The sequence below is a fragment of the Streptomyces sp. genome, from assembly GCF_019510245.1.
GTDB lineage: Bacteria > Actinomycetota > Actinomycetes > Streptomycetales > Streptomycetaceae > Streptomyces.
Map to the genome: position 1 here is coordinate 64617 of NZ_JAEKKT010000150.1, position 24560 is coordinate 89176.

At 73.1% G+C, this 24560-nt stretch carries 24 protein-coding genes; 12 read left to right on the top strand and 12 right to left on the bottom strand.

All coding sequences use genetic code 11. The annotated features are described in order from the left end of the window. Positions 1–18: 18 nt before the first annotated feature. Complete coding sequence (locus JF597_RS27235; protein ID WP_294001251.1) at positions 19–948, bottom strand: MurR/RpiR family transcriptional regulator; 930 nt, start codon at positions 946–948, stop codon at positions 19–21. 54 nt (positions 949–1002) lie between these two features. On the opposite strand from JF597_RS27235, the gene JF597_RS27240 reads away from it, so the two are divergent. Both JF597_RS27240 and JF597_RS27245 read left to right on the top strand, forming a co-directional pair. Beyond that, complete coding sequence (locus JF597_RS27240; protein WP_294001254.1) at positions 1003–1389, top strand: hypothetical protein; 387 nt, start codon at positions 1003–1005, stop codon at positions 1387–1389. A 10-nt stretch (positions 1390–1399) separates the two neighbouring features. After that, positions 1400–1672, top strand: a complete 273-nt coding sequence (locus JF597_RS27245; protein WP_294001256.1) for a DUF4031 domain-containing protein — start codon at positions 1400–1402, stop codon at positions 1670–1672. 25 nt (positions 1673–1697) lie between these two features. Here the strand turns inward: JF597_RS27245 and JF597_RS27250 are convergent, their stop codons facing one another. Next, positions 1698–2768 (bottom strand): GNAT family N-acetyltransferase, encoded by a 1071-nt coding sequence (locus tag JF597_RS27250; RefSeq protein ID WP_294001259.1) that lies wholly within the window; start codon positions 2766–2768, stop codon positions 1698–1700. Positions 2769–2778: 10 nt separating this feature from the next. After that, on the bottom strand, positions 2779–3444 hold the full coding sequence (locus JF597_RS27255) for a hypothetical protein (protein WP_294001261.1): 666 nt from the start codon (positions 3442–3444) through the stop codon (positions 2779–2781). Between the two features lie 47 nt (positions 3445–3491). Here JF597_RS27255 and JF597_RS27260 point away from each other — a divergent pair, with 47 nt between their 5' ends. Then, positions 3492–4163 carry a maleylpyruvate isomerase family mycothiol-dependent enzyme gene (locus JF597_RS27260; RefSeq protein WP_294001264.1) on the top strand — a complete coding sequence of 224 codons (672 nt, stop codon included), beginning with the start codon at positions 3492–3494 and terminating at the stop codon, positions 4161–4163. 143 nt (positions 4164–4306) lie between these two features. Further along, positions 4307–5017 (top strand): copper homeostasis protein CutC, encoded by a 711-nt coding sequence (locus tag JF597_RS27265; RefSeq protein ID WP_294001266.1) that lies wholly within the window; start codon positions 4307–4309, stop codon positions 5015–5017. A gap of 96 nt (positions 5018–5113) precedes the next feature. Here the strand turns inward: JF597_RS27265 and JF597_RS27270 are convergent, their stop codons facing one another. Next, complete coding sequence (locus tag JF597_RS27270) at positions 5114–6322, bottom strand: MFS transporter (protein ID WP_294001268.1); 1209 nt, start codon at positions 6320–6322, stop codon at positions 5114–5116. 105 nt (positions 6323–6427) lie between these two features. On the opposite strand from JF597_RS27270, the gene JF597_RS27275 reads away from it, so the two are divergent. Continuing rightward, the gene (locus JF597_RS27275) at positions 6428–6763 is read left to right on the top strand and encodes a helix-turn-helix domain-containing protein (RefSeq protein ID WP_294001270.1); all 336 of its coding nucleotides are present in this window, start codon (positions 6428–6430) and stop codon (positions 6761–6763) included. 50 nt (positions 6764–6813) lie between these two features. On the opposite strand, the gene JF597_RS27280 is transcribed toward JF597_RS27275, so the two are convergent. After that, complete coding sequence (locus JF597_RS27280; protein WP_294001310.1) at positions 6814–8781, bottom strand: UvrD-helicase domain-containing protein; 1968 nt, start codon at positions 8779–8781, stop codon at positions 6814–6816. Positions 8782–9263: 482 nt separating this feature from the next. Here JF597_RS27280 and JF597_RS27285 point away from each other — a divergent pair, with 482 nt between their 5' ends. Beyond that, positions 9264–9449, top strand: a complete 186-nt coding sequence (locus JF597_RS27285; RefSeq protein WP_093501495.1) for a hypothetical protein — start codon at positions 9264–9266, stop codon at positions 9447–9449. A 150-nt stretch (positions 9450–9599) separates the two neighbouring features. Continuing rightward, positions 9600–10721 carry a glycosyltransferase 87 family protein gene (locus JF597_RS27290; protein ID WP_366916449.1) on the top strand — a complete coding sequence of 374 codons (1122 nt, stop codon included), beginning with the start codon at positions 9600–9602 and terminating at the stop codon, positions 10719–10721. Here the strand turns inward: JF597_RS27290 and JF597_RS27295 are convergent. Beyond that, positions 10679–12322: a DNA repair helicase XPB gene (locus JF597_RS27295; RefSeq protein ID WP_294001275.1), complete on the bottom strand. Its 1644-nt coding sequence runs from the start codon at positions 12320–12322 to the stop codon at positions 10679–10681. The genes JF597_RS27290 and JF597_RS27295 overlap by 43 nt on opposite strands. A gap of 233 nt (positions 12323–12555) precedes the next feature. Between JF597_RS27295 and JF597_RS27300 the strand changes: the two genes are divergently transcribed. Beyond that, a complete protein-coding gene (locus JF597_RS27300) occupies positions 12556–13098 on the top strand; it encodes a hypothetical protein (RefSeq protein ID WP_294001278.1) in 543 nt (180 codons plus the stop codon). A gap of 278 nt (positions 13099–13376) precedes the next feature. Here the strand turns inward: JF597_RS27300 and JF597_RS27305 are convergent, their stop codons facing one another. Continuing rightward, entirely contained in the window at positions 13377–15947 is a 2571-nt protein-coding gene (locus tag JF597_RS27305) for a helicase-associated domain-containing protein (RefSeq protein ID WP_294001281.1), read from the bottom strand. Positions 15948–16184: 237 nt separating this feature from the next. Between JF597_RS27305 and JF597_RS27310 the strand changes: the two genes are divergently transcribed. The 3 genes from JF597_RS27310 to JF597_RS27320 all read left to right on the top strand — a co-directional run bounded on the left by JF597_RS27310 (position 16185) and on the right by JF597_RS27320 (position 19764). Continuing rightward, positions 16185–17810, top strand: coding sequence for a substrate-binding domain-containing protein (locus JF597_RS27310; protein WP_294001284.1), 1626 nt, complete (start codon positions 16185–16187; stop codon positions 17808–17810). Positions 17811–17880: 70 nt separating this feature from the next. Further along, positions 17881–18807, top strand: coding sequence for a hypothetical protein (locus JF597_RS27315; RefSeq protein ID WP_294001287.1), 927 nt, complete (start codon positions 17881–17883; stop codon positions 18805–18807). A 327-nt stretch (positions 18808–19134) separates the two neighbouring features. Beyond that, positions 19135–19764 (top strand): HAD family hydrolase, encoded by a 630-nt coding sequence (locus tag JF597_RS27320; protein WP_294001290.1) that lies wholly within the window; start codon positions 19135–19137, stop codon positions 19762–19764. Here JF597_RS27320 and JF597_RS27325 read toward each other — a convergent pair. Next, positions 19737–19991 (bottom strand): hypothetical protein, encoded by a 255-nt coding sequence (locus JF597_RS27325; RefSeq protein WP_294001293.1) that lies wholly within the window; start codon positions 19989–19991, stop codon positions 19737–19739. The two genes, JF597_RS27320 and JF597_RS27325, sit on opposite strands and share 28 nt — an antisense overlap. A 188-nt stretch (positions 19992–20179) precedes the next feature. On the opposite strand from JF597_RS27325, the gene JF597_RS27330 reads away from it, so the two are divergent. Continuing rightward, positions 20180–20563, top strand: coding sequence for a cold-shock protein (locus tag JF597_RS27330; protein ID WP_294001296.1), 384 nt, complete (start codon positions 20180–20182; stop codon positions 20561–20563). Positions 20564–20613: 50 nt separating this feature from the next. On the opposite strand, the gene JF597_RS27335 is transcribed toward JF597_RS27330, so the two are convergent. The 4 genes from JF597_RS27335 to JF597_RS27350 all read right to left on the bottom strand — a co-directional run bounded on the left by JF597_RS27335 (position 20614) and on the right by JF597_RS27350 (position 24116). Beyond that, the gene (locus tag JF597_RS27335) at positions 20614–21465 is read right to left on the bottom strand and encodes a 1,4-dihydroxy-6-naphthoate synthase (RefSeq protein WP_294001298.1); all 852 of its coding nucleotides are present in this window, start codon (positions 21463–21465) and stop codon (positions 20614–20616) included. Next, entirely contained in the window at positions 21452–22201 is a 750-nt protein-coding gene (locus JF597_RS27340; protein ID WP_294001300.1) for a futalosine hydrolase, read from the bottom strand. The genes JF597_RS27335 and JF597_RS27340 overlap by 14 nt, the downstream gene beginning before the upstream one ends. After that, positions 22171–22644, bottom strand: a complete 474-nt coding sequence (locus JF597_RS27345; protein ID WP_294001303.1) for a DUF2771 domain-containing protein — start codon at positions 22642–22644, stop codon at positions 22171–22173. Before JF597_RS27345 ends, JF597_RS27340 begins: the two co-directional genes overlap by 31 nt. 62 nt (positions 22645–22706) lie before the next feature. Beyond that, positions 22707–24116: an MFS transporter gene (locus JF597_RS27350; RefSeq protein ID WP_294001305.1), complete on the bottom strand. Its 1410-nt coding sequence runs from the start codon at positions 24114–24116 to the stop codon at positions 22707–22709. Positions 24117–24560: the final 444 nt, after the last annotated feature.

Consider the following 24560-nt stretch of genomic DNA (forward strand, 5'->3'; position numbering starts at 1 on the left):
AACTCGTCCACCTACGGTCTATCGAGGCACATTCCGGTGCCGATGAGCCAACGCCTCGTACGACGCCGCCAACGCCGGCGCAGCCGCCTCGTACGTCCGCTGCGCCACCCCCACGAACAGGCAGTCCACCACCAGCAACTGCCCGGTCCGCGACGACATCGCCGCCGGCCGCAGCTCGCTCTCCCGCGCGGTCGACGTCGTCAGCACGTGGTCGGCGTACTGCGTCACCGACGACCCCGGCCGCCCGGTGATCGCGACGGTCGTGGCCCCCCGTTCGAAGGCCACCCGCAGCGGCTCTATGACGTCACCGGTCGACCCGGAGTGCGTGATCGCTATCGCCACGTCCCCGGCCCGCAACTGCACCGCGTTGGTGACCGCGAGATGCGGATCGCTGTGGGCGTGCGCTATCAGCCCTATCCGCAGCAGCTTCTGCGTGAGGTCCTGGGCGACCAGCCCCGACGCCCCGATGCCGTACACGTCCGTCCGCCGCGCCCCGGCGAGCGCGCTGACGGCGGCCCCCAGCTGCACCGTGTCGAGACCGGCAGCCGTGTCCGCGAGGGTCTGCTGCTCGTCGTAGGCGAGTTTCGCGACGACGTCGGCGATCGGGTCGTCGACGGCGATGTCGGTGGTGATCGCGGGCGCCCGCCCCGACTGCTGCTGCGCGGCCAGCCCGGCGAGGGCGAGCCGCAGGTCGCGGTAGCCGGGGTAACCGAGCAGCCGGGCGGTGCGGACGACGGTCGCCTCGCTGGTGCCGGTCAGCTCCGCGAGGCCGGTGACCGTGAGGGCCGCGCAGCCGGCGGGGTCGCTCGCGACGGCCTCGGCGACGCGCTGCATGGAACGGGTCATGGAGGGCGCGAGGGTCCGCACCTTGGCCGCGAGGGCGGCGGGAGCCGGCGGCGCACCACCGCTTCCGCGGCCGCCGAAAATTTCCTTCACGTTCTCGGTCACAGGTGAAAGATATTTTCGGGCCGGGTACCGGTCAAGACCGCGCACAATAGGACCATGGACCCCGTAAGCCCCTTGGAACAGGCGTTGCACGCAGCCCGCGCCCTCGTGCTCGCCGACCTGGTCGCGGGCGAGGTCGCCGAGGCGGACGTGGTCTCGCTGGTCGAGGACTCCGTCGTACAGCGCCGCTGGTGGGTGGAGCAGTGGCCGGAGGGCGCAGGGTACGTGGCGGGCCTGGTGGCCCAGGACGTACAGGACGCGCTCCTCGAGCGGTACGGCCGCTGGCCGCTGTGCCCGGTGTGCGGCTCCGGCGACCCGCACGCCCTGGACGTCGAACCTGAACTCGGCCCGGACCCGCACTGGGTGTGCCACAAGGCGGGCGTGAAGGTCGCCTCGGTCGGCTCCCTCGGCAGCTCCCTGGGCGGAGGGACGGCCTCCTCATGACGGAGTTCTCATGACGGTGTACATCGATCCGCCGAACTGGCCGGGCCACGGCCGGATGTGGTCCCACCTGGTCAGCGACGTCTCGTACGCCGAACTGCACGCCTTCGCCGAGGACATGGGCGTACTGCGCCGCGCCTTCGAGCGCGACCACTACGACATCCCCTCCCACCGCTACCCGGACGCGGTCCGGGCCGGTGCGGTGGAGGTCAGCAGCCGTGAGGTGGTCCGGCTGCTGCACGGGGCGGGGCTGCGCCGGCGCAAGAGCGACGTGCCCCGCCGCTGACGGTCCCTTGCGCCCGTACGTCGACTTACTCCGCCCGCAGCGCGAAGGCCAGCCCCTCCTCGTCCTCGCTCACCTTGCCGAACCCGGCGCGGGTGACGACCGCCTGGGAGGCGGTGTTGGAGGGCTCGACGGTGGCGAACAGGGTGTGCACGTCGTCGCGGTCCAGGGCCCAGTCGGCCAGGGCGCGGAGCGCTTCCGTCGCGTAGCCGTGGCCGCGGGCGGCCTCGGTCAGGTCGTAGCCGATCTCCACCCGGCCCTCCTCGTCCGGGGCGGAGTGGAATCCGATGCCGCCGACCGCGCGGCCGTCCGCCCGGCGGACCATGGCGAAGACGCCGAACTCCGGCCGGTGGACGCCTCCTTCGTACGCCTTGAGGAGGAAACCGGCGGCGTCGCGGGTGCCCTCGTAGGGGCCGCCGTCGAGCCACTCGAAGCCGCCGTCGCCGCCGATGCGCAGGTCACGGGCCTGGGCGGGGCGGATGCCGACGAGGTCGAGGCGCTCGGCGGGGATGACCAGGTTGTTGTGCCAGCGCCAGCCGGTGACCGGCGCGCGGCCGGGCAGCTCGCCGCGGCCGGTGGCCCACAGAAGGGTGGGCCAGGCGGCGGGGCCGGGCTGGACGTGCGGGAAGAGCCAGGCGAGGAGGGACTCGGCGAGCTCTTCGGAGGGCCGGTGGGCGAGCCCGAGGCCCGTGGCCATGTCGTGGGTGTGCAGCAGCACTTCGGCGACGCCCATCGCGGCGAAGCCGGCGCGGTCCGCGCTGCGGAACGGGAAGGGGTGGAAGGCGCGGACCTGGCGGGAGGCGGTGCGGACGGCGGCGGCGAGCAGGGCGCCGGTCGTCTCGATCACGTGCAGCAGGCCGGAGTTGTCGGTCCCGTCGTCGAGCCTGAGCTCGAAGGGCACGTACGCGTCCTGGGCGCGCCCGGCCAGATTGGCGGCGTACGCGATGAGGTCGTCGGCGACGTGGACCGCCGTGTCGTGGCAGTTCCAGTCAAGCCTGCCGGCCTGCACCCCCGTCCAGTCCCTCGCCACCGCGGGCCGCAGCGCGGCCACACAGCCCGCGACGGCCTCTTCCACCTGGTCCCCGCCCATTTCACGCATGGGCCGCACCCTAGGACGCCGGATCGTCGGCGGTCGACAGCATTTCCAGCTCCGCGGCGAGGTTGTAGCGGGCGGTCGGCTCCCACTCGGTGCAGCCGTGGGGCGTTCTGAACAGCTGGGGCAGATCGAGGAGTTGGCGCAGGATCGCGGAACGGCCCGCGCGGAAGGCGTCGTTCGGGACGAAGTGGTACTCCTCGCGTACCTCGGCGGTGTAGGCGGCGTACGCGGCGGGCGGGGCGGCGAGGATCGCGAGGTCGGCGTCGCACAGGACCTCGCCGTTGCGGTCGCCGGGGGCCGGGTCGTGGGTGACGGTGAGCCGGACCAGGCGGGCGACCTCGACGGTCTGCCGCGCCGGGAGCCCGGCCTCCGGAAGGGCGCGTTCGGCGAGGCGGGCCGAGCGCTCCTCGTTCTCCGACCGGTCCGGCAGGTACACCGCGTCGTGGAACCAGGCGGCGAGCCGGACCAGGTCCGGGTCGTCCGCGTACTCCGCCAGGACGTCGATGTGGTCGAGGACCGCGACGAGATGGGCGACCGTGTGGTACCGGCGCTGGGGCTCCTGCCAGCGGCGGAGCAGTTCGTCGGCGTACGGGTCGGGGTCGGGGTGGCGGGAGTCGTCGTCGCGCGCCGTCAGCAGGGCGCCGCGCCAGCGGGAGCGGAGATCGCGGAGATCGGCCATGCCCCCATTCTCCCGCCCGCCACTGACATCCCCCTAGCGTGGGAGCCATGACTGCTGCTGACAACGCACGCGACCCCCTCCTTCCCGGCCGTCTCCTCACCGTCGAGCGCGACGCGCTGATCCCGCTCCTCCGCTCCCGGCCGGACGCGGACTTCGCGCTGCCCACCGCCGCGTGTCCGGGGTGGACGGTGCGGGACGTGCTCGCCCACTGTTCGTCCGTGCTGACCCGGGTGGTGGAGAGTCGTTTCGAGCGCGGGGTGTTCTCGCCCGAGTCGAACGACCGGGACATCGCCGAGCGCGCCGACTGGCCCACAACCCGGGTCCTCGACGAGCTGGAGCGCGGGATGACGGAGGCCGGGGACGTGATCGCGGGACGGGCGGACGGGGTTCTGGACCCGGTCGCCCTGGGCGAGTGGGTGCACGCCGGTGACGTCCGCGACACCCTCGGCGAACCCGGCGCCTACACGGGCGCGGGCCTGCCCGACGCACTCTCCCTGCTGGTCCGGGTGACCCGGAAGCGGGGACATCTGCGGCTCCACGCCGACCTGGACGACGTGGACGAGCCGCTGCAGCTGGGCGAGACCAGCGGCACCCGGACCCCGGCCCGTTTCATCGGGGACGCGTCGACGCTCGTACGGCTGTACACCGGGCGGTCGGCCGACGGGGCGTCGTACGAGCTGATGGGGGCGGAGGCGGCGGAGCTGAACATCTACGGCTGAACCCCCACGGCCGAACGCGGGCCGGTGGGGTGACGGGGGCGGTCTCGCGGCCGCCGGTGTTCCGCGCGTACCCTGGATTGGACTAGACCTCCGGACTAGGCCTCTCGCGGGAGGTGCCCGGGGAACACCACGGAAGGGGCCCTATGAGCACGCGTGCAGTCCTGGAGGTGATCGCCCTCGACGCCGAGGACGCGGTCGCCGCCCAGGCCGGAGGCGCGGACCGTCTCGAACTGGTCACCGACATGGCGGCCGACGGGCTGACCCCGCCGCCCCGGACCTTCACCGCGATCCGGGCCGCCGTCGACATCGACCTGCGCGTGATGCTGCGGCTGGCGGACGGATTCGCCGCGGGCGACGCCGACCGCCTGGTGGGGGTGGCCGGGGAGCTGCGGGCGGCCGGGGCCGACCAGTTCGTGCTCGGGTTCCTGGACGCGGACGGCGGGGTGGACCTGGACGCGGTGGAGCGGGTGGTGGCCGGGCTGGACGGCTGCCGCTGGACCTTCCACCGGGCCATCGACCGGGCCGCGGACCGGGACGCCCTGCGCAAGCAGCTCGCCGACCTGCCGGGCCTCGACACCTACCTCACGGCGGGAGCCGCGGAGGGCGTGGACGAGGGGCTGCCCCGACTGGTGGCCGAGGCGGGACGGCGCGGGGAGCCGGGGTACGAGCAGACGCTCCTGGTGGGCGGCGGCCTCCGGCTCGATCACGTACCCGGGCTGCGGGCGGCGGGCATCGATGCCTTCCACATCGGCGGCGCGGCCCGGCCGGACGGCTGGGCCGGGCCGGTGTCGGAGGAGGCCGTGCGGTCCTGGCGCCGGGTGCTGGAGGGGGCGGAGGACGCGGCAGCGCGTTGATCTGAGACCCCGGCCGCGAACGAGGGCGAGGATCGACGAGGGGGGAGGGCCCGCGCGGCATCCGCCCAGCCTGCCGTCGCCGCCCGAGGTCCGTCGTCAACGCGGGTGGCCGCCGAGTGGCCGTGCCGTGTCCTCGCGTACCCGCACGGGGTGAGGGCCTTCGGGAGACTCCCCGGGGGCCGTGGTCACCGTCGCCACGGCCAGGGCCAGTACCGCGATGCCCGCTCCCGCCAGCAGGAACCAGCGGTCTCCGAACAGGGACAGCGCGAGACTCCCCGTGCCTCCCGCCGCGGCCATCCCCAGGTACGTCGCACTGCTGCTCAACGACACCAGGACCGGTGCGTCGGCGGGCGCGATGGCGGTGATCCGGGTGATCTGGGCGACCGCCAGCGCCCAGCCGATCACCGGCGTGACCGCCGACGCGGCGAGCGCCGTCGGCATGGTGCGCAGCGTCCAGGGTGCGGCGGCCGCCACCGCCGTGTAGGCCGTGAGGGCCGACAACACCACCACGCGCGGTCCCCACGCGTCCACCAGCCGGCCGCCCAGCTGCGAGCCGGCCACTGCCGCGATGCCGCTGACCAGGAGTAGCAGGGTCAGTCGGTCCTGGGAGCCGCGGGTCGCGGGGGAGGTGGCCACCGTGTAGTAGATGTAGGTCGTCTGGAAGGCCACGAAGATCAGGAACGTGGTGGCCGCCGCACCCACGACCCGCCGGTCGGCAAGCGGTGCCAGCCGCTCCCTGAGCGTCAACGCGACGGCCGGCTGGGGGAGTTCCCGCAGCAGCGCGGCCAGACCGGCGAAGGCGGCCGCGCCCAGCCCTGTCACCAGCCACATCGTCAGCCGCCAGTCCGTCCGGCCGATCCAGGTGCCCAGCGGCACCCCGAGCGCCGTCGCGACCGTCAGCCCGCCCATCACCACGGCGACGGCCCGCCCGCGCCGCTCCGGCGGCACCAGCGAGGTCGCGACCGCGCTCGCGGTGGGGGTGTAGAGGGCGGCCCCCACGGCCGCCAGCACGCGTGTGCCGAGCAGGGCGCCGTACGAGGGGGCCAGTGCCGTGAGGGCGTTGGCTGCGGTGAACACGGCCAGTGCGGTGCGCAGGGCGTGGCGGCGGGACCAGCGGGCGGTCACCGTGGCCAGGACGGGGGCGAGGATGCCGTAGGCGAGGGCGAAGACGGTCACCACCTGTCCGGCGACCGAGACGGAGACGTTCAGATCGCGGGCGACGAGCGGCAGGATGCCGGCCGTCACCATGCCGTCGGTGCCGACGGCGAAGGTGCCGAGAGCGAGCAGGAGCAGGCGTAAGCGCACGAGTCCCCCATACGTCCGATGCGCAGATGCACATGACGGTTTGACGTTGGTCAAACAATAGGGACTGTTGGATGATTGTCAAACGGTATGGAGGAGGGTGTGCCCGTGGGCGACGAGGACGGCGAGTGGCTCCCGCAGCCGGACGCTGAGGAGATCGAGCTGGTCAGGGTGTTGCACGCACTCGGCGATCCGGTGCGGCTCATGCTGCTGAAGAAGTACGCGAGCGGTGAGCAGTTCAGCTGCGCGCCCGACGCGCTCGGCGTCGGCCACCTGCACAAGTCGACCGTCTCGCACCACTTGAAGATCATGCGCGAGGCCGGGCTCACCTCGACCCGCGCGGTCGGCCGCAACCGTTACGTCCAGTTGCGCCGCACCGCTCTGGACGCCCGCTTCCCCGGGCTGCTGGACGCCGTGCTGAAGGCACTGCCGGAGGCGCTCTGAGCGGTGGCCCGGTCGCCGTCGCCGGGGAAGCGGTGAAAGTCCGGCGCCGCTCAGGCCAGCTGCGGCGGCAGCGGCGCCGTGTGGGTCACGATCAGGCCGGAGACCGCTCGGGTGAGGGCCACGTACAGGCGGCGCAGGCCGGTGCGTTCGTCCGGTTCGCCGTCGACCACGGCCTGGGGCTCGTCGAGGACCACGTAGTCGTACTCCAGGCCCTTGGCCAGTGACGCCGGGACCAGGGTGAGGCGGGTCTCGGCCGTGGTCTCCTCGCCGGGGGCCAGGTGGCCGATGCCCGCCGCCGTCAGCGCCGCCGCGAGTTCGGGCACACGCGCGTCCGCCGCGATCAGGCCCGTCGAGCCCTCGTTGCGGAGCAGCTCCTCGCACGCGGCGACCACGTCGGCGGTGTCCGTGACGGGGCGGAGTGCGAAGAACCCCGGGTTCTCACGGACCGAGGCGACCGGGGTGAGGCCCGGGGCGATGTGCGGGAGGAGCCGGGAGGCGTAGGTGATGACGTCGGTCGGCACGCGGAAACCCGCCGTCAGTTCCTCGATCACCCCGTCGTTCTTGCCGAGGTGGGACAGGGCCTCGGCCCAGCTTCGCGTCGCCCAGGGCGTGGTGCCCTGCGCCAGGTCGCCGAGGACGGTCGCCGAACCGGTGGTGCAGCGGCGGCCGACCGCGCGGTACTGCATCGGGGAGAGGTCCTGCGCCTCGTCCAGGACGACATGGCCGAGCGAGTGGGTGCGCTGGACGAGGTCCGTCGTCTCGTCGATCAGCACCGCGTCCGCGGCCGACCACCTGGCCGCCTTGACGCTGCGCACCGGCTTCGCCCATACGATCGTCTTCTGCTCGTCCTCGTCGAGGATCCCGGCGGCGTGCTCCGCGAGGAAGTCCGCGTCCGTGAGCAGGCGCAGCACGAGCTTCGCCGGGTCGACCGGCGGCCAGACCTGCTTGACGGCCGCCTTCACCGCCGCGTTGCGGGCCACCGAGTCCTGCACGCGGTCGTCGGGCGCCTCTCCCGCGCGTTCCATCTGGACCAGCACGACGTGCGCGATGCGCTGCGGCAGGGCCTCGCGCGCGGCGCCGTACCGGATGCCCCGGTCCAGCAACTCGCGGACGATGTCCTCCAGTTCGTACGCCGGGACCCGCCAGCGTCGGGAGCCGCGCACCACCACGACCGGTTCGGTGGGCGGCGTGACGTGCGCGTAGACGGCTCTGCGCAGGACCTCCGCCATCCGGGCGTCGCCCTTGATGACCGCGGCGGGCGCGTCGTCGGTGCCGCGGATGTCGACGTCACGGGCCACCAGGTCGTCCACCGTCGCCTGCTGCACGGTCAGCTCACCCAGCGCGGGCAGCACCTGCTCGATGTAGTGCAGGAAGGAGCGGTTCGGCCCGATGACCAGGGTGCCGGTGCGGGCCAGCCGTTCCCGGTGGGCGTAGAGGAGGTACGCGACCCGGTGCAGGCCGACGGCCGTCTTCCCGGTCCCCGGGCCACCCTGCACGCACACCGTGCCGCCGAGCCCGCTGCGCACGATCTCGTCCTGCTCGGGCTGGATGGTCGCCACGATGTCGCGCATCGGGCCGACGCGCGGGCGCTCGATCTCCTGCTGGAGCAGCTTGCTGGTGCGGGCCGCCTCGGCCGGGTCGGAGAGGTGCTCGTCCTCGTACGCCGTGATGTCGCCGCGGGTGTACCCGAAGCGGCGGCGCAGCGCCACGTCCATCGGGTCCTTCTTGGAGGCCCGGTAGAACGGCTGCGAGACCGGCGCCCGCCAGTCGATGACCATCGGGTCGCCGTCGTGGTCGTGCACGTGCCGGCGCCCGATGTAGAAACGCTCGCCGTACGCACCCTCGGCCTGGTCGGCGCCGGGGGCGTGCAGGTAGTCCAGGCGGCCGAAGAACAGCGGGGTGTCGCTGAGGTCGGCCAGCGCCTTGATGCGCTCCTCCATCTGGCGGGCGAGGACCTCGGCGTTGACCCAGTTCGCGGTGACGTCGCTGATGTCCAGCGACTCGACGTCCTCGCGCATGGCGCGCAGGGCGGCGCGGGACTCGGCGAGGTGGGACCGTTCGCGGGAGAGGGGGTCGGGGAGGGGGTCGGGGTGCGGGTCCGTCAGCGGGTCGTGGGCGGGCGTGGACAAGGCGGTGCCTCCGAAGGCCTGCGGTTCGATGGCGCTCAGGTGTGGGTGGCGCACAGGTGGGGATCAGCCGACCGGTTTCCGTCCGGCAGAGCAGGGCGGCCCGGAGGGCCTCGGTCGAGGGTGGTGGTGGGAGACGGGTGGGCAGCACTCCGGGGACGGAGGCGGGCAAGAGCGGAGATTCTAGTGAGGTGGGGGTGGGGGAGGCCAATGGATTTCCTGTGGCACCCGTCCCGCAACCCCTAGGGGAAGCGTCACCCGGAGGGTGGGTCGGAGGTGGGGGACGGTGTCCATCGGGGGGTGGACGGGGGGATGCCGGAAATTGGACCCGTGGACCGATGCCGTATCGGCACCCGAAGTTCCACCATTGAGACATGAGCGCAGCAACCATCCACCCAGCCCCCAGCCGTCCCCCGGGCGCCACAGCCCTCGACGGGGTCCCCCGGCCCCACCACCGCCTCGGCGACGCCCTGCGCGCCGTCAAGGTCTTCGTCAGTGCGGCGTTCAGCGTCGCGATACTCGGTGAGTACGGCGAGGAAGCGGGCATACGCCGCAAGTAACGGCATAGGGTCACCCCCGTGCCGAACCGGACGGTGACGTCACCCCCTGCCGCCTCCTCCCGCTCACCCCTGCCTCTTCTCCTGTCCCTCTCCTTACTGACGGTTTCCCTCTGCTCCTTCGCTGCCCTCTGCATCCTGCTCCGCGCCCCGATGGCCGACCTGCTGGTCTACCGGGCCGAGGGCGAAGCCGTGGTCCACGGCGGTGATCTGTACGGCTTCACGGTCACCGAGTGGCGGCTGCCGGCGACGTATCCGCCCTTCGCGGCGGTCCTGTTCGTCCCGGCGAGCGGGATCCCCGTCCCGGCCCTGAAGGCCCTCTTCCTCGCGGGCAACGCGCTCCTGCTCGCCTGGCTCCTCGCCCTCTCCGCCCGTCTGGCCGGCCGCACGGCACCCCTCCCGCTGCTCTGCGCGGCGACCGCACTCGCCCTCTGGCTGGAGCCGGTCTCCCAGACGCTGCTCTTCGGCCAGGTCAACCTGGCGATCACCGGCCTGGTCCTGTGGGACCTCACCCGCCCGCCCGGCGCCCGCGCCAAGGGCCTGGCCCTGGGCATCGCAGCGGGCGTCAAGCTCACCCCGGCGATCTTCATCGCCTACCTGTTCCTCACCGCGCGCAGAAAGGAGGCAGCCACCGCGACGGCGTCCTTCGCGGGCACGGTCCTGCTCGGCGCCCTGCTCCTCCCGGCGCCCACCGTGGACTTCTGGACGCGACGCCTGTACGAGACCGGCCGGGTCGGCAAGGCCTGGATCATCGACAACCAGTCGCTCCAGGGCCTGGTCGCCAGGGCCACGGGCACGCCGGCACCGGGCCTGGCCTGGGTGCTCCCGGCGGCGCTGGTGGCGGCGGCGGGCCTGTGGCTGGCCACCCGCGCCCGTCGCGTCCACGGCTCCGACCGCTGGGGCATCCTGCTCACCGCGTTCACGGCCCTGCTGGTCTGCCCGATCAGCTGGTCCCACCACTGGGTGTGGTGCGTCCCGCTGCTGGCGGTTCTGCTGGCCGAGGGGCGAACCCTCCTCGCGGCCGCGGCGGCACTGGTCTTCACGGCCCGCACGATGTGGCTGGTGCCCCACGCGGGCGACCGCGACCTGCACCTGCCGGGGTGGCAGCAGCCGTGCGCATCGCCGTACCCCCTCCTGGGGTTGGCATTGCTGGCGGGCGCCGCGGTCGCCCTACGACGGCGGAGCGGCACCCCGCAGGACGGGCGGCCCGGCGCCGCCCCGCCGGACGGCTCTCAGCCCTCCGCCAGCAGCTCGTCCGCGTCCATGATCCGGTAGGCGTACCCCTGCTCCGCCAGGAACCGCTGCCGGTGGGCGGCGAAGTCCTGGTCGATGGTGTCGCGGGCGACGACCGAGTAGAAGTGGGCCTGGTGGCCGTCGGCCTTGGGGCGCAGCACCCGTCCCAGCCGCTGTGCCTCCTCCTGCCTCGACCCGAAGGTGCCCGACACCTGGATGGCGACCGTCGCCTCCGGCAGGTCGATGGAGAAGTTGGCGACCTTCGAGACGACCAGCACGCTGATCTCGCCCTCGCGGAAGGCGTCGAAGAGCTTCTCGCGCTGGGCGTTGGAGGTCTCGCCCTTGATGACCGGGGCGTTGAGGTGCTCGCCCAGCTCGTCCAGCTGGTCGATGTACTGGCCGATGACGAGGATCTGCTGCCCCGCGAAGCGCTTCACGATCGCCTCCGTGACCTTCCGCTTGGTCGCGGTGGTCGCACAGAAGCGGTACTTCTCCTCGGTCTCGGCGGTGGCGTAGGCCAGCCGCTCCGAGTCCGTCAGGTTCACCCGCACCTCCACGCAGTCGGCGGGTGCGATGTAGCCCTGCGCCTCGATCTCCTTCCACGGGGCGTCGAACCGCTTGGGCCCGATGAGGGAGAACACGTCCGATTCCCGGCCGTCCTCGCGCACGAGGGTGGCCGTCAGCCCGAGCCGCCTGCGCGCCTGCAGGTCGGCGGTGAACTTGAAGACAGGAGCCGGCAGCAGATGGACCTCGTCGTAGACGATCAGACCCCAGTCGCGGGAGTCGAAGAGCTCCAGGTGCGGGTAGACGCCCTTCCGCCTGGTGGTGAGGACCTGGTACGTGGCGATCGTGACGGGCCGGATCTCCTTCCGCGTCCCGCTGTACTCGCCGATCTCGTCCTCGGTGAGACTCGTCCGCTTCACCAGCTCGTGCTTCCACTGCCGCGCGGAGACGGTGTTGGTCACCAGGATCAGCGTGGTCGACTTCGCCTGCGCCATGGACCCGGCGCCCACCAGGGTCTTCCCGGCCCCGCAGGGCAGGACGACGACCCCGCTCCCGCCGTGCCAGAAGTTCTCCACGGCCTGCTTCTGGTACGGCCGCAGCGCCCAGCCGTCCTCGGCGAGCTCGATCGGGTGGGCCTCGCCGTCCACGTACCCGGCGAGGTCCTCGGCGGGCCAGCCCAACTTCAGCAGGGTCTGCTTGATCTGCCCGCGCTCGGAGGGGTGCACGGCGACGGTGTCGGGGTCGATCCGGGCGCCGACCAGCGGGATGATCCGCTTGGAGCGCAGGATCTCCTCCAGGACCGGCCGGTCGGTGGTGGTGAGCACCAGCCCGTGCGCCGGGTGCTTGCTGAGCGTCAGCCGCCCGTACCGGTCCATCGTCTCGGCGATGTCGACCAGCAGCGCGTGCGGCACCGGATAGCGGCTGTACTCGACCAGCGCGTCCACGACCTGCTCGGCGTCGTGCCCGGCCGCCCGCGCGTTCCACAGGCCCAGCGGGGTCACCCGGTAGGTGTGGATGTGCTCGGGTGCCCGCTCCAGCTCGGCGAAGGGCGCGATCGCCCGACGACAGTCGTCCGCCCGCTCGTGGTCGACTTCGAGCAGCAGGGTCTTGTCGGACTGGACGATCAGAGGACCATTCACGCGCGGCACCCTTTCCCTTCGGCCCATGTGGCCATCGCCATGGCGGCCGTCGTCACGGACCAAAGTTCCAGTGTGCCTCATGCGCGAGCGATCACCTTCGCCGTTCGATGGAACGTGCACCGCCGGTGACCGGCTTCCGGAGATGCCTGATCGTCCGGTGCAACCTTGGGTCCGTTTCGGGTGTCATGTCCGAGGGGGCCACGGACGGGCGTGGCCCCGGTGGGGAGGCTGGGGTGACGTCCGTACGCATCTGGGGTACCGGCGCGGGGGCCGTGGTGGTGCTGGTGGCGACCGGGGTGTGGGCGCGTGGGTCCAGCGCGGTGGACGCCGGGCTGTGGGACCAGGTGCGTCCGGTGATCGAGGCGCGGTTGGTGACGCAGTCCGCCGGGACCGGGGCCGGGGAGAGCGAGCACGCTCTCAGGTCGCGGTGGTTCTGCCGGGCGGAGGTGCTGGACCTGGAGGAGAGCGGGGGCCGGGTGCGGGCCGGTATCAACACCCTGTGTGAGGAGTACGGCGAGCGCGCGGGCGCCCTGGTGCTGTGCAGCGGTGCGGAGACACCGGAGGTGGTGCGGCTGGAGAGGGACCCGGCCGACGGTGGCTATCGCGTCGTCTCCGAGGAACAGGCGCCGGAGGACGACAGCGCCGAGTGGGAGGAACACCACTTCAGCCACTATGCGGCGTCCCGCCTCGACCGGGGTATGACCTCCACCGGCCTGCGCACCGCGGCCCGCACCCACTTCGGCCTGCCGGCCGACTCACCGGTGCGGGACTGTTAGCAGGGGCGAACCGTGAAGCGCCCCGAACCGGAACGCCCCTACAGGGGCGCTGGGGGAGGAACTGCGCGACCGGCCACGACGGCGCCGCGGACGGCCTTCTTCGGCCCGGCCGCCCGACGCTCCGGTTGGGGCTGCCGGCCCGAGACCGAAGCGCCCCTGTAGGGGCGCTGGGGGTATCCCCGGCCGAAGGCTGGGGGGAGGAACCGCGCGACCGGCCACGACGCAGCCGCGGCCGGACGACGGCGCATCGCTGCCTTTCCAGCGGCCGGCGGGGCGGTTCAGTCCTCCGCGAGTTCCGCCACGCCCGTCACCCGGTGCAAGGGATAGGTACGCACCTCGTCGGCCGTGTGGTCGTACGCCGTGACGAAGCCGCCCTCCACGCGGATGGGAGCGATGACACGCTGGCTGGCGGTGCCCTCGGCGTTCACGTACCCGATCCAGAGGGTGTCGCCGGTGAGGACGGCGGCCTGCATGGTGGCGAGGGTCTCGGCGGCGGTGGTGCGCGGGAGTTCGCCGCCCCTGACCGCGGCGCCGCCGCCCTTGCGCGGGGTGGTGGCCGCGAGGTCGCCCGCGCGGATCGCGCGGATCGCCGCCGCGAGGAGGGTGGAGTCCGGTGGCGGCGGGCCGTCCGGGACCGGCTCGGGGGCGGTGCGGGGCGGGGTGCGGTGCGCGTGGGCGCGGGTGATCAGGACATCGCCCTCGGCGGACTCGGCGGCGGGCGCGTAGCCCATCGCGCGCAGGCCTTCCAGGAGGGCGGCCGGGTCGGCCTGGGTGGCGAGCACCGTCGGGGCCAGGCGGCGCAGGCGCAGGCCCGAGGCCCGCTTGTCGGCCATGATCTCGTTGAGGACGGTGTCGTCGTCGCAGCGGACGTACGCCGATGCAGCGCCCACCCGCAGGTGCCCGTGCCTGCGGGCCACGTCGTCGATCAGGTACGCGAGCGGCTGCGGGACCGGTGTGCGGGAGTGGGTGGCGAGGAAGGCGTGCAGGTCGGCTGCGGTCTGGCCGGCGTCCAGGGCGCGGCGGACGGAGGCGGGGGTGAAGCGGTAGACCGTGGCGCCGCCCTTCGACTCGACGTCGGCGAGGATGCCCAGCGCGTCGGCGAGCGGGCGGCGCAGCGGGCCCGGGGCGACCGCGGTCAGGTCGGCCTGGAGCAGGACGTGGTCGAGGGGCTCGGGCAGGAGCGGGGCGAGCAGCCGGCCGGCGGCCGCGGTGGCGACGGCCTGTTCGGGCGGGGAGAGGGGTTCGAGTGCGGGGGAGAGGTGGTGACGGTGCACCGGGAGCTTGTCGCCCGGGCCGGACGGCTCCGCGGCCTGGCCTGACGTCTTCCCCGCGGCCGGTGCGCCGAAGAGCGCGCGGCCGTGTGCCGACAGCGCCCCGCGCCCGGTCACGCCCAGCAGCTCGGCCTCGGACAGCGTCCAGCGGGCCAGCCGGGTGCGCAGGTCGTCGCCGTTCCCCCACGCTCGGCTTGGCTCGCGCGGGGGGACCCCCACCTGGGGGCCGCGCAGCGGGCGTTCCCAGCGCAGCCGGGCCAGCACCGAGTCGGGGGCCGGGGCGGCGCCCTCCGGGAGCGCGGCGAGGAGGGACAGCACCCGGTGCCGTACCTCGGGCGCTGCGGAGCGGTCGAGGCCGGGGCCGAGCGCGGACAGGGCGCGGTCCTTGGCGTCCCGGCCCCCGACCAGGCCGGAGACGCGGGTCGCGGTGAGCCAGGCCTCGGCCAGCTGGGCCCAGCGCTCGGCCGGCGGGCGGTCCAGCCACTCGTCGTAGGCGGGGGTGGCCGCATAGCGTTCGTCGGCCTCGCCGTCGGAGGCGAGCAGCCCGGCCGCGTAGGCCAGCTCGACCCAGAAGGCGGCGACCGGCTCGGGCACGTCCAGGGCGACGGCCGTCCGCTTGAGGTCCCGGACGCTCAGGCCACCGGCCCGCAGCACCGCGGGACCGCCCTCGTCCCAGTCCTTCAGCAGCTCCTCGACGGTCGCGAGGGTGGTGTACGCCTGCCCGGCCGCGGTCGCGTCCACAACCTGTGGACGGTGGACGGCGGCAGGCTCGACGGCCGGTGGCACGGGCTCCGGTTCGCGGTGGGCGCGGCCCTCGCGCAGGTGCAGGGCGACCTCGCGGGGCAGGACCACGGTGCCGGGCGCGGTCGGCAGCAGCAGCCCGCGGTCGAGGAGCCAGCGCAGGTGGGCGGCCGGTTCGGGGGTGATCTGCCCGTACGGCGGCCCCCAGACCAGCCGGGAGAGGACCTCGCGGGACTCGGCGGGCGCGGCGGCGAGCAGCTTCGCCATCTTCTTCCGGTGGCCGAACAGCTTGGTGAGCGCGTCCACCGCGGAGACCGAGTCGTGCGTGGAGGGCAGCCCGGCGGCGGCCACGATCTCCTGGATCCGGCCCGGCGACATCCCCGAGGTGGCCTCCCGCACGGCCGGGCCGAGACCGGTCGGCGACGGGTGCTGCGGGGACGGGGCGAGCACCTCGCGGGCGGTCCGCACCAGCCGCAGCCGGTCATCGTCGCCCCACACCAGTGCCTGGTCGCGGAGCGCGGCGACGGCCCGCGGCAGCTCGCCGGCGACGGCCGCATCCCCGCCGTCCCCGGCCATCAGGCCCAGCAGTTCCCGGTAGGACGCCGGGTCGCCGGCCACCGCCAGGGCCTCCGCGGTCTGCAGGGCGAAGCGGTCCAGCCGTTCCAGGGCGCGCAGCACCGAGGCGCGGGTGCCGGCCCGGGTGGCGAGCTGGGTCAGGTCGGTGGGGACGGGGGTGATGAGGTCGGGGCGGGCACGCAGCAGTACGGCCAGGGAGGCGTCGTCCCTGGCCCGGAGCGCCTCCGCGAGGGAACGCGGCGGGGTGGCCGGGTTGCTCATCCGACCCACGGTAGCGGGTGCGGGCCGGGCACCGGGATCACCTGTCCCGCGGCCGTTTCTGTGTGAGGGGCAGCCACGGGGCGAACGGAACGTTGCGGAGTTGTCCGGCGAATGAATTTCAGCGGGAGGATCACGGCACCCCTGGCAACACTCGGCACCCGGTCGTCACCCTGGGCTCCCTGACCACCGCGCGACGGCAACTACGCGGTGGGACACGGCGATTCGGGGGATACGGTCGTGCGAACGCTCGGCGTCGAACTCAACTTCAACAACGTCGTCGCGATCTTCAGTGTCGTGATCCCGGTGCTGGCGTTCTTCTGGGAGTTCGTCGTCATCCGCCGCAAGCGGCTCGGCTACCGCCTCCAGATGGACACCCTGGCCACGGACACCGCGCACGCGCCGAGCGCCGACGTGCTAGCGCGGATGCGGGACGACGGCCACGAACTGGTGGAACCCTCGTTCGTACTGGTGCGGATCGAGAACGCCGGCTGGCGGGAGATCGTCCCCGGCGACTACCTGACCCCGCCCGACGACCGGACCGGCATCCGGGTGCTGTTCCGCGACCGCCGGGTCGTCGGCATGGCGGTGACCGAACTCAGCCAGCCCACCCTCCGGCACTTCTTCGTCACCACCCGCGACGGCAGGACCCAGGAGACCGAGGGCTTCGGGAAGGACTGGGAGGACGGTGTCGGCGTCATCCGGCTGCCCAAGGTGACGCTGAACCCCGGCGCCCACTACAAGATCCTGGCGGTGCTGGAGCGGCGGGGCGGCAGCGAGCACGCGCCCTTCCCGCCGCCGGAGTTCCAGGCCGCGGTGACCGGCGGCATGGACCACTCCTTCGCCTGGGTCCGCTGGCTGGCCCGGCTCAAGCTGGCCCACACCGAGAGCCACACCTTCGCCTCCCGGCCGGCCGTGGGCGGTCTGGCCCTGCTGGCGGCGGCGGTCCTCGTGCAGGCGAGCCTGACCCTGTTCTTCCCCGCCAAGCCCGCCCCGCTGGACTGCGCCGGCGGCACCCTGCACCTGTCGGGCTCGACCGCGTTCGCGCCCGCGGTGACGGCCGCGGCCAAGCAGTACACGAAGCTGTGCGCGGCCAAGGGGGCGGACATCCCCATCGACGACGGCACCTTCCAGAGCAGCACCGACGGCCTCACCACGCTCCAGCAGGCCGGCAAGAGCGCCGGGATCAAGGGCGACGAGGGACTCGGCGACCACATCACCTTCACCGACGGCCCGGCCGAGGGCGACCACGCGCAACTGCTGCCCCGGCCGGTCGTCTACTCCCTGTTCACCCTCGTCGTGAACGACGCCGCCGACGTCCACAACCTCTCCCTCCGGCAGGTCCGCGACATCTACGCCGGCAAGGTCAGGAACTGGTCCCAGGTCGGCGGCCACGATGTCCCCGTCCACCTCGTCAACCGGCACCGCGGCTCCGGCACCCGCAACGCCCTCGAACAGCGCGTCCTCGCGGGCAAGTCGGTACCGGAGGCCGACGTCAACGACTGCGCGGCGCTGAGCCCGGACAAGTACGGCGTCTGTGAAGTCACCACGACCGACACCCTCCTGGCGGCCGTGAGCGCGGACTCCGGCGCCCTCGGCTACAGCGAGGTCAGCAGCGTGCCGGCCGGCAACCTCGTCAAGCTGGACGTCGGCGGCATGTCGCCCACCCTCGAAGGGGTCGAACAGGGCACCTACCCGTACTGGCAGACCGAGTACGCCTACACCTACGGCGAACCGCCCGCCGGCTCCATCGCCGCCGCCTTCCTGCGCTACCTCACCGACCAGGGCGGCAAGGACATCCTGCGCGAGTACGGCAACCGCCCCTGCTCCGAGACCCGCTACCCGCTGGTGTGCAGGCCGACATGAGCCGTGGCCTGCGCTACCGTCGTTCCGGCGGAACAATCCAAGGCAACGTACCGGCCCCGGAGGGGACTTCGTGGGTATCGAGAGTGATCAGGTCGTCTACGAGTATCTGAGCCGCGTCGGGGACATCGCGCACCAGCGCCAGTTGTCGTCGGCCGAGCGGATGCGGCTGGTCTCCGGGCTGCGCAACGACATCGACCGGCAGCGGGCGAAGGCGACCGTCGACAGTCCGGCCGCGGTACGGCGCATCCTGGACCGGCTGGGCACGCCCGACGAGGTCGTCGAGGCGGCGGGCGGTACGACGGCGAGCGCCGCACCGCGGCCGCATTCGCCGGCGGGCACGGTCCCCGTCCAACGGGACGCGCAGCCGCCGGTACCGGCCGCCGAGGACCTGCGGCGCGTCGTACCGCGCCCGCGGCCCGCGGAGCCGGACGGTGTGGCGGCGCCGCCGGACTGGTGGCGGGTGGACAGCAGCCCGTTCGGGGACGGCGACGGGGTGCCGGGGTTCGTCGGCGGGGTGGAGATCCCGGAGCTGCTCAGCAGGCCGCGGCTGCGGAAGGCGGAGCCGCCGGAGGAGCCGGCCGAGCCGGAGGCGGCCCCTGTGGTGGAGGAGGCCGCGCCGTCCGGCCGCCGCCGGATCCGCGTCGTCCCGCGCCCCGCCACCGGCTGGAGCAACCCCCTCCTCCTGCTCGCCGCCGGCGCGCTCGTGGTGGGCGCGGTCCTCGGCAACTGGTTCGCGCTCGTCCTCGGCTGGGCCATCGCCTACGGCTCCCGTCGGCTCACCCCGGCGGAGACGAAGCTGGCGGTGATGTGGGTACCGGGGCTGTCCGTCGCGGCCGGTCTGGTGTGGCTGTGGGGCCGCAGCGCGGGCCGGTGGGGCGCACCGATCGCCCAGGGGCAGATGAGCGGTGCGGTCGCGGAGACATGGCCGTGGGTGGTCCGGGGCGCTGCGCTGGCCTCGGCCGTTTTTGTGGTCTGGCGGTCACAGAGGACGCGGTAGGGGGCGGGGCGGCCTGTTGTCGGGCGGCCGCAGGTGCGTGGGGCTGGTCGCGCAGTTCCTCCCCCAGCCTTCGGCCGGGGGTACCCCCAGCGCCCCTTTGGGGCGCGCTGCTCGGCCGTGTCCCAAAGAGCCGCGGGCAGTCGTGCCGCTGGGGCGACGGGGGTCCCCCTGCGCGAGCGAAGCCGAGCGTGGGGGAGGGTGGGCGCGGGCGGCGCCCGGCAAGCGCCGGTAAGCGTCCCCACCCGGCCCCACCCGGCCCCACCCGGCCCCAGCCCCCCACTCACGGCACCCTCCACCCTGCACCCCCCACCCTGCAAAATGGCCCCTATGACTCCTCGCCCCCTCACCGTCGGCTTCGATCTCGACATGACGCTCATCGACTCCCGTCCCGGAATTCACGCGACCTACCTGGCGCTCGCCGAGCGGACCGGGACGTACATCGATGCCGATCTGGCGGTGACCCGGCTGGGGCCGCCGCTCGCCGAGGAGCTGGTGCACTGGTTTCCGGCCGAGCGGATCGCGGAGGTGAGTGATCTGTACCGGGCGATGTACCCGGAGATCGCCATCGCGGCGACGCCCGCCATGCCGGGTGCGCGGGAGGCGATCGCCGCGGTGCGGGACGCCGGCGGGAAGAGCGTGGTGGTCACCGCGAAGTACGAGCCCAACGCGAAACTGCACCTGGGCCGCCTCGGCATAGTCCCGGACGCCGTCGTCGGCGACCTGTGGGCCGAGCAGAAGGCGGTGGCGCTGCGCGAGCACGCCGCGGGCGCGTACGTCGGCGACCACGTCGGAGACGTACGCGGGGCACGCAAGGCGGGAGCCCTGTCGGTGGCGGTGGCCACCGGGCCCTGTGACGCCGAGGAGCTGCGCGCGGCCGGCGCCGACGTGGTGCTCGCCGACCTCACCGAGCTGCCCGCCTGGCTGGCCGGCTACCGGGAGGACGCCTCCCGCGCCTGACGGCGTCCGGCCGCGACCGACTGGAGCACTCCGGCGGCCGCGACCAGGAAGCCGACGCCCATGAGCATGCTCAGCAGGTACATGTACGTCGGAAAAGGCTTCGCACCGAGGAACAGCGGTATCACGGTGACGAGTGTGGCCACCGTACCGATGAAGAAGACCACGGCTCCGGCACGGACCAGTCGGTCACCGGGCCCGGTGGAATTCGCTTGGGTTTTGTCACGCACTCGACCAGGGTAGTTCCCTGCCCGAAGGAACAACCGGGCGACGTCTTGTCACGCGCCCGAAGACCATTAGCCTTGGTACCGGCGGGTCGTGGTCGACCCGCCCGAGTGCTATCAAGGCCCGTTCCAGAGCTGTTGCATTCAGAAGTTTTCCGAGCAGTTTCCGACGAGATACGAGGACGAGGACAGACGTGCCTACCGGCAAGGTCAAGTGGTTCAACAGCGAGAAGGGCTTCGGCTTTCTCTCCCGCGACGACGGCGGTGACGTCTTCGTCCATTCCTCGGTTCTCCCCGACGGGGTCGACGCACTCAAGCCGGGCCAGCGCGTGGAGTTCGGCGTCGTCGCCGGTCAGCGTGGTGACCAGGCACTTTCCGTGGTCCTGCTCGACCCCACCCCCTCGGTCGCCGCCGCCCAGCGCAAGAAGCCGGACGAGCTCGCCTCGATCGTGCAGGACCTGACGACCCTGCTCGAAAACATCACGCCGATGCTGGAGCGCGGCCGTTACCCGGACAAGGTCGCCGGCGCGAAGATCGCCGGGCTGCTGCGCGCGGTCGCGGACCAGCTGGACGTGTAGCCGCGCGAGCGGCATATGCCTCTCGGAGCGGGTAAGTCCCGTGCGTTTTCCTAGGGGAAATCGAGTGCGTGCGGGCCGAGGGGCGGGACGAGTCCCTCGGCGGCCGCGCGGGTGAGCAGTCCGCGCACCGCCGCGTAACCGTCCTCGTCGAGTTCCGAGGTGAACTCGTTGACGTAGAGCCCGATGTGCTGGTCGGCGACGGCCGGGTCCATCTCCTGGGCGTGTGCCATGACGTACGGCCGGGACACCTCCGGGTCGTCCCAGGCCGCGTGGACGGAGGCGCGGATCGAGTCGGCGAGGCGGGTGAGCGCCTCGGCGCCCAGCGAGCGCTTCGCGATGATCGCGCCCAGCGGGATCGGCAGGCCCGTCGTGTCCTCCCAGTGCTCGCCCATGTCCGCGAGCTTGTGCAGGCCGTAGTTCTGGTAGGTGAAGCGCGCCTCGTGGATCACGAGCCCCGCGTCGACCTTCCCGTCCCGCACGGCCGGCATGATCTCGTGGAACGGCATGACGACGATCTCGCCCACGCCGCCCGGCAGCGTGTCCGCGGCCCAGAGGCGGAAGAGCAGGTAGGCCGTCGACTTCTCGCTCGGCACCGCGACCGTACGGCCCGTGGGGTCCGCCCCGGCCTCCCGGGTCAGCACCAGCGGCCCGCAGCCCCGCCCCAGCGCGCCGCCGCAGGGCAGCAGCGCGTACGCGTCGAGGACGTACGGCAGCACGGCGTACGACACCTTCAGCGCGTCCGACTCGCCGCGCTCGGCCATGCCGTTGGTGATGTCGATGTCCGCGAAGGTCACGTCGAGCGCGGGCGCGCCCGGGATCCGGCCGTGGGCGAGGGCGTCGAAGACGAAGGTGTCGTTCGGGCAGGGCGAGTACGCGATGCGCAACGGGTCAGCGGTGGTCATGTGGGTTCCAACTCTCCAGGGCGGGCACGAGCTTCCCGAAGGCCTCGGTCAGGGCGGCAAGGGCGTCGCCGATCCGCCAGGCGGCGCGGTCGCGGGGACCGACGGGGTTGGAGACCGCGCGCAGCTCCAGCACGGGCACGCCGTGCGCGGCGGCCGCCTCGGCGACGCCGAAGCCCTCCATGGCCTCGGCGAGGGCGCCCGGGTGCCGGGTCCGCAGCGCGGCCGCGCGGGCGGCGGTTCCGGTCACCGTGGAGACGGTGAGTACCGCTCCGGGGCGAGCCCCGGTGACCTGAGCTGTCACTCGTACGAGTGAATTTGGTGGGCGGTGGCTGACGGTCCCGAAGCCCAGCTCGGTGACCGGCAGAAACCCGTCGGCCGTCTCGGCGCCCAGGTCGGCCGCGGTGATCTCGTCGGCGACGACCAGCGAGCCGACGGGGGCCTCCGGCTGGAAACCGCCGGCGATCCCGGCGGAGACGACCAGCGCGTAGGGGCGGCCGTCGAGGGCGGCGGCGGTGAGGGCGGTCGCGGTGCCGGCGGCGGCCAGGGCCGGACCGACCCCGGCGGCGAGGAGGTCGTACCCCCCGGCGGTGCGCAGCAGCGTCGCGGCCGGCAGCCGTACCTCTTCCGGACGGGTGAACGTCCGGGCCACCGCGTCCCGTTCCGCCGGGACCGCGGTGGCTACGAGGATCCGCGCGGCGGACGTGGTCAGGCGTCCTTCTTGAGCTTGAAGGACCACAGGCCCAGCACCGACTTGTCGCCCTCCTTGATGGAGACGAGGGTCGAGTTGCCGGAGGCGCCGTACTGGGCGTTGAAGAACACGCTGCCCGGGATCGTGCGGTAGGTCTTGGAGCTGGAGTCGGTGAGCGCCTGACCGTTCATCAGGATCGTCCAGCCGTTGTCCGCGATCTTCGGGTCGACACCGAAGCGGACCGTGTCGTCCGGGTCCACCTTGATGGACTTGATCCCGGTGTCCTTCAGGCACTTGGTGAGGGATTCCGTGTCCAGGGCCTTGCCGTCGTTGTAGCAGGTGGCCTCGGAGTTGACCGAGGACGTACCGACGGTGATCGTGGCGATCGGCGTCGGCTTGTCACAGGCAGACAGGACGAGCAGTCCGGCGGAAACGGCGCCGGCGGCGGCGACGACGCGGCGGCGTCGCGAGCGGGATTGCAGCGTGGTCATGGCCGAAGGCTATCGGGCGCTCCGGGCCGTCTCCCCATGTGGGGTACGGCGTGCCCGGTTCGTTACGCCACTCGCGGGTGGGGGCGGGTGCCGTGCCGGGCGGAGCTGAGCAGGCCGCGCAGGGTGGCCAGCCAGCCGGCCGCCACGATCGCGGCGGCCACCACCAGTCCCAGGGTGCCGTTCAGCGGCATCACGATGCCCACCGCGCCGCCGAACACCCAGGCCACCTGAAGCAGCGTCTCCGAGCGCGCGAACGCCGACGTACGCACCAGTTCCGGCACGTCCCGCTGGATCAGCGCGTCCAGGGAGAGCTTGGCCAGCGCCTGCCCGAAACCGGCCATCGCCGTCAGCACCGCCACCAGGAAGGCGCCGAAGAACAGCGCCGCGACGACCGCCGTGCCCAGCACCAGGGCCACCGCCGCCACGATGATGATCTCCGGCGCCCGGGAGCGCAGCCACGACCCCACCGCGGTGCCGAGCGCGTTGCCGGCGCCCGCCGCGACCCCGACGATCCCGAGCGACACGGCCGCGCTCTCGCCGGTCAGCGGGTGCTCGCGGAGCAGGAACGCCAGGAAGAAGATCAGGAAGCCGGAGAGGCAGCGCAGCGCGGCGTTGGCGCCCAGCGCGTGGGTGACGGCGGGCCCGACCGTCCGCAGCCCCGGCCGCTTCGTCTCCTTCCGGAGCGGGCCGTGCAGGTGGTCCTCGTCGGCGGCGAGCAGCGCCACGTCCTCGCCCTTGGCGGAGTCCACCTTCGGGGGGAGGGAGAAGGAGAGAAAGGTTCCCGCCAAGAAGATCACGAAGGCGCCGTAGAGCGGCCACGGGTCGCCGATCGCGTGCAGCCCGGCCCCGATCGGCGCGGCGACCCCGGTGGCGAGCAGCCCGGCGAGGGTCACCCGCGAGTTGGCCTTGACCAGCGAGAACCGGGGCGGAAGGAGTCTGGGCACGACGGCACTGCGCACCACGCCGTACGCCTTCGACGCGACCAGCACCCCGAGCGCGGCCGGATACAGCTCCAGGCCGCCGCCGGCCACCGCGCCCGCGATGATCAGCGCGAGCAGCGCCCGGGCGAGCATCGCGCCGGCCATCGCGGCCCGGCGGCCGTGCGGGAGGCGGTCGAGGAGGGGGCCGATGACCGGGGCGAGGACGGTGAAGGGGGCCATGGTGATGGCGAGGTAGAGCGCGACGCGGCCGCGGGCCTCGTCGGTGGGCACGGAGAAGAACACGGTCGAGGCGAGCGCGACGGTGATCATCACGTCCCCCGCGCCGTTGACCGCGTGCAGTTCGATCAGCTTCCCCAGCCCGGACTCGCCGGCGCCGTGCGCGTGGGTGGCCTTGCGGATGCCGCGGGCGGTACCGGTCACCGGAAGGTGCAGGGCACGACCGACCGAGCGGACGGCACCGCGCATCCGGCCCGCACCGCTACCGACCCCGACAGCGCGTTGGGGTGACCTCGCGGTTGCCACGTGCTTCATAGTGCCCTGCGAGTGCAGTTCCTAGTGCACTTTGTGACCAAGCGAGTCGTGGGGGACCGGGGGTGGGGACGCTCACCGGCGCAAGCCGGGCGCCGCCGCGCCACCCTTGCCCGCGGCTTGAAAGAAACGGCCGGGCCAGCGCCCCTTCAGGGGCGCGGGGAACTGCGCGCCCAGCCCCCACCCACCCGCACCCGTCCCACAACCGCCGGCACCCCAGAACACCCCCCACCCGCACGTCAAAACCCTCTGGGGCCCCACCCCCGCAAGCTCTCCCACTCGCACGTCAAAACCCTCTGGGGCCCCCGCAAGCTCCCCCACCCGCACGTCAAAACCCACCGGGACCCCGTTCCCGCCGCCTCTCCCACCCGCACGTCAAAACCCACCGTCGCCGCCCCGGGCCGTCTCTCCCACCCGCACGTCGAAAACCCACCGTCGCTGCCCCGG

Bases quoted from the DNA above. Each gene is read 5' to 3' on its own strand.
- JF597_RS27240 (WP_294001254.1), top strand. From the start codon at position 1,003: ATGGACCCCGTAAGCCCCTTGGAACAGGCGTTGCACGCAGCCCGCGCC.
- JF597_RS27245 (WP_294001256.1), top strand. From the start codon at position 1,400: ATGACGGTGTACATCGATCCGCCGAACTGGCCGGGCCACGGCCGGATG.
- JF597_RS27250 (WP_294001259.1), bottom strand. From the start codon at position 2,768: ATGCGTGAAATGGGCGGGGACCAGGTGGAAGAGGCCGTCGCGGGCTGT.
- JF597_RS27255 (WP_294001261.1), bottom strand. From the start codon at position 3,444: ATGGCCGATCTCCGCGATCTCCGCTCCCGCTGGCGCGGCGCCCTGCTG.
- JF597_RS27260 (WP_294001264.1), top strand. From the start codon at position 3,492: ATGACTGCTGCTGACAACGCACGCGACCCCCTCCTTCCCGGCCGTCTC.
- JF597_RS27265 (WP_294001266.1), top strand. From the start codon at position 4,307: ATGAGCACGCGTGCAGTCCTGGAGGTGATCGCCCTCGACGCCGAGGAC.
- JF597_RS27280 (WP_294001310.1), bottom strand. From the start codon at position 8,781: ATGCGCGAGGACGTCGAGTCGCTGGACATCAGCGACGTCACCGCGAAC.
- JF597_RS27285 (WP_093501495.1), top strand. From the start codon at position 9,264: ATGAGCGCAGCAACCATCCACCCAGCCCCCAGCCGTCCCCCGGGCGCC.
- JF597_RS27290 (WP_366916449.1), top strand. From the start codon at position 9,600: ATGGCCGACCTGCTGGTCTACCGGGCCGAGGGCGAAGCCGTGGTCCAC.
- JF597_RS27305 (WP_294001281.1), bottom strand. From the start codon at position 15,947: ATGAGCAACCCGGCCACCCCGCCGCGTTCCCTCGCGGAGGCGCTCCGG.
- JF597_RS27320 (WP_294001290.1), top strand. From the start codon at position 19,135: ATGACTCCTCGCCCCCTCACCGTCGGCTTCGATCTCGACATGACGCTC.
- JF597_RS27335 (WP_294001298.1), bottom strand. From the start codon at position 21,465: ATGACCACCGCTGACCCGTTGCGCATCGCGTACTCGCCCTGCCCGAAC.
- JF597_RS27345 (WP_294001303.1), bottom strand. From the start codon at position 22,644: ATGACCACGCTGCAATCCCGCTCGCGACGCCGCCGCGTCGTCGCCGCC.
- JF597_RS27350 (WP_294001305.1), bottom strand. From the start codon at position 24,116: ATGAAGCACGTGGCAACCGCGAGGTCACCCCAACGCGCTGTCGGGGTC.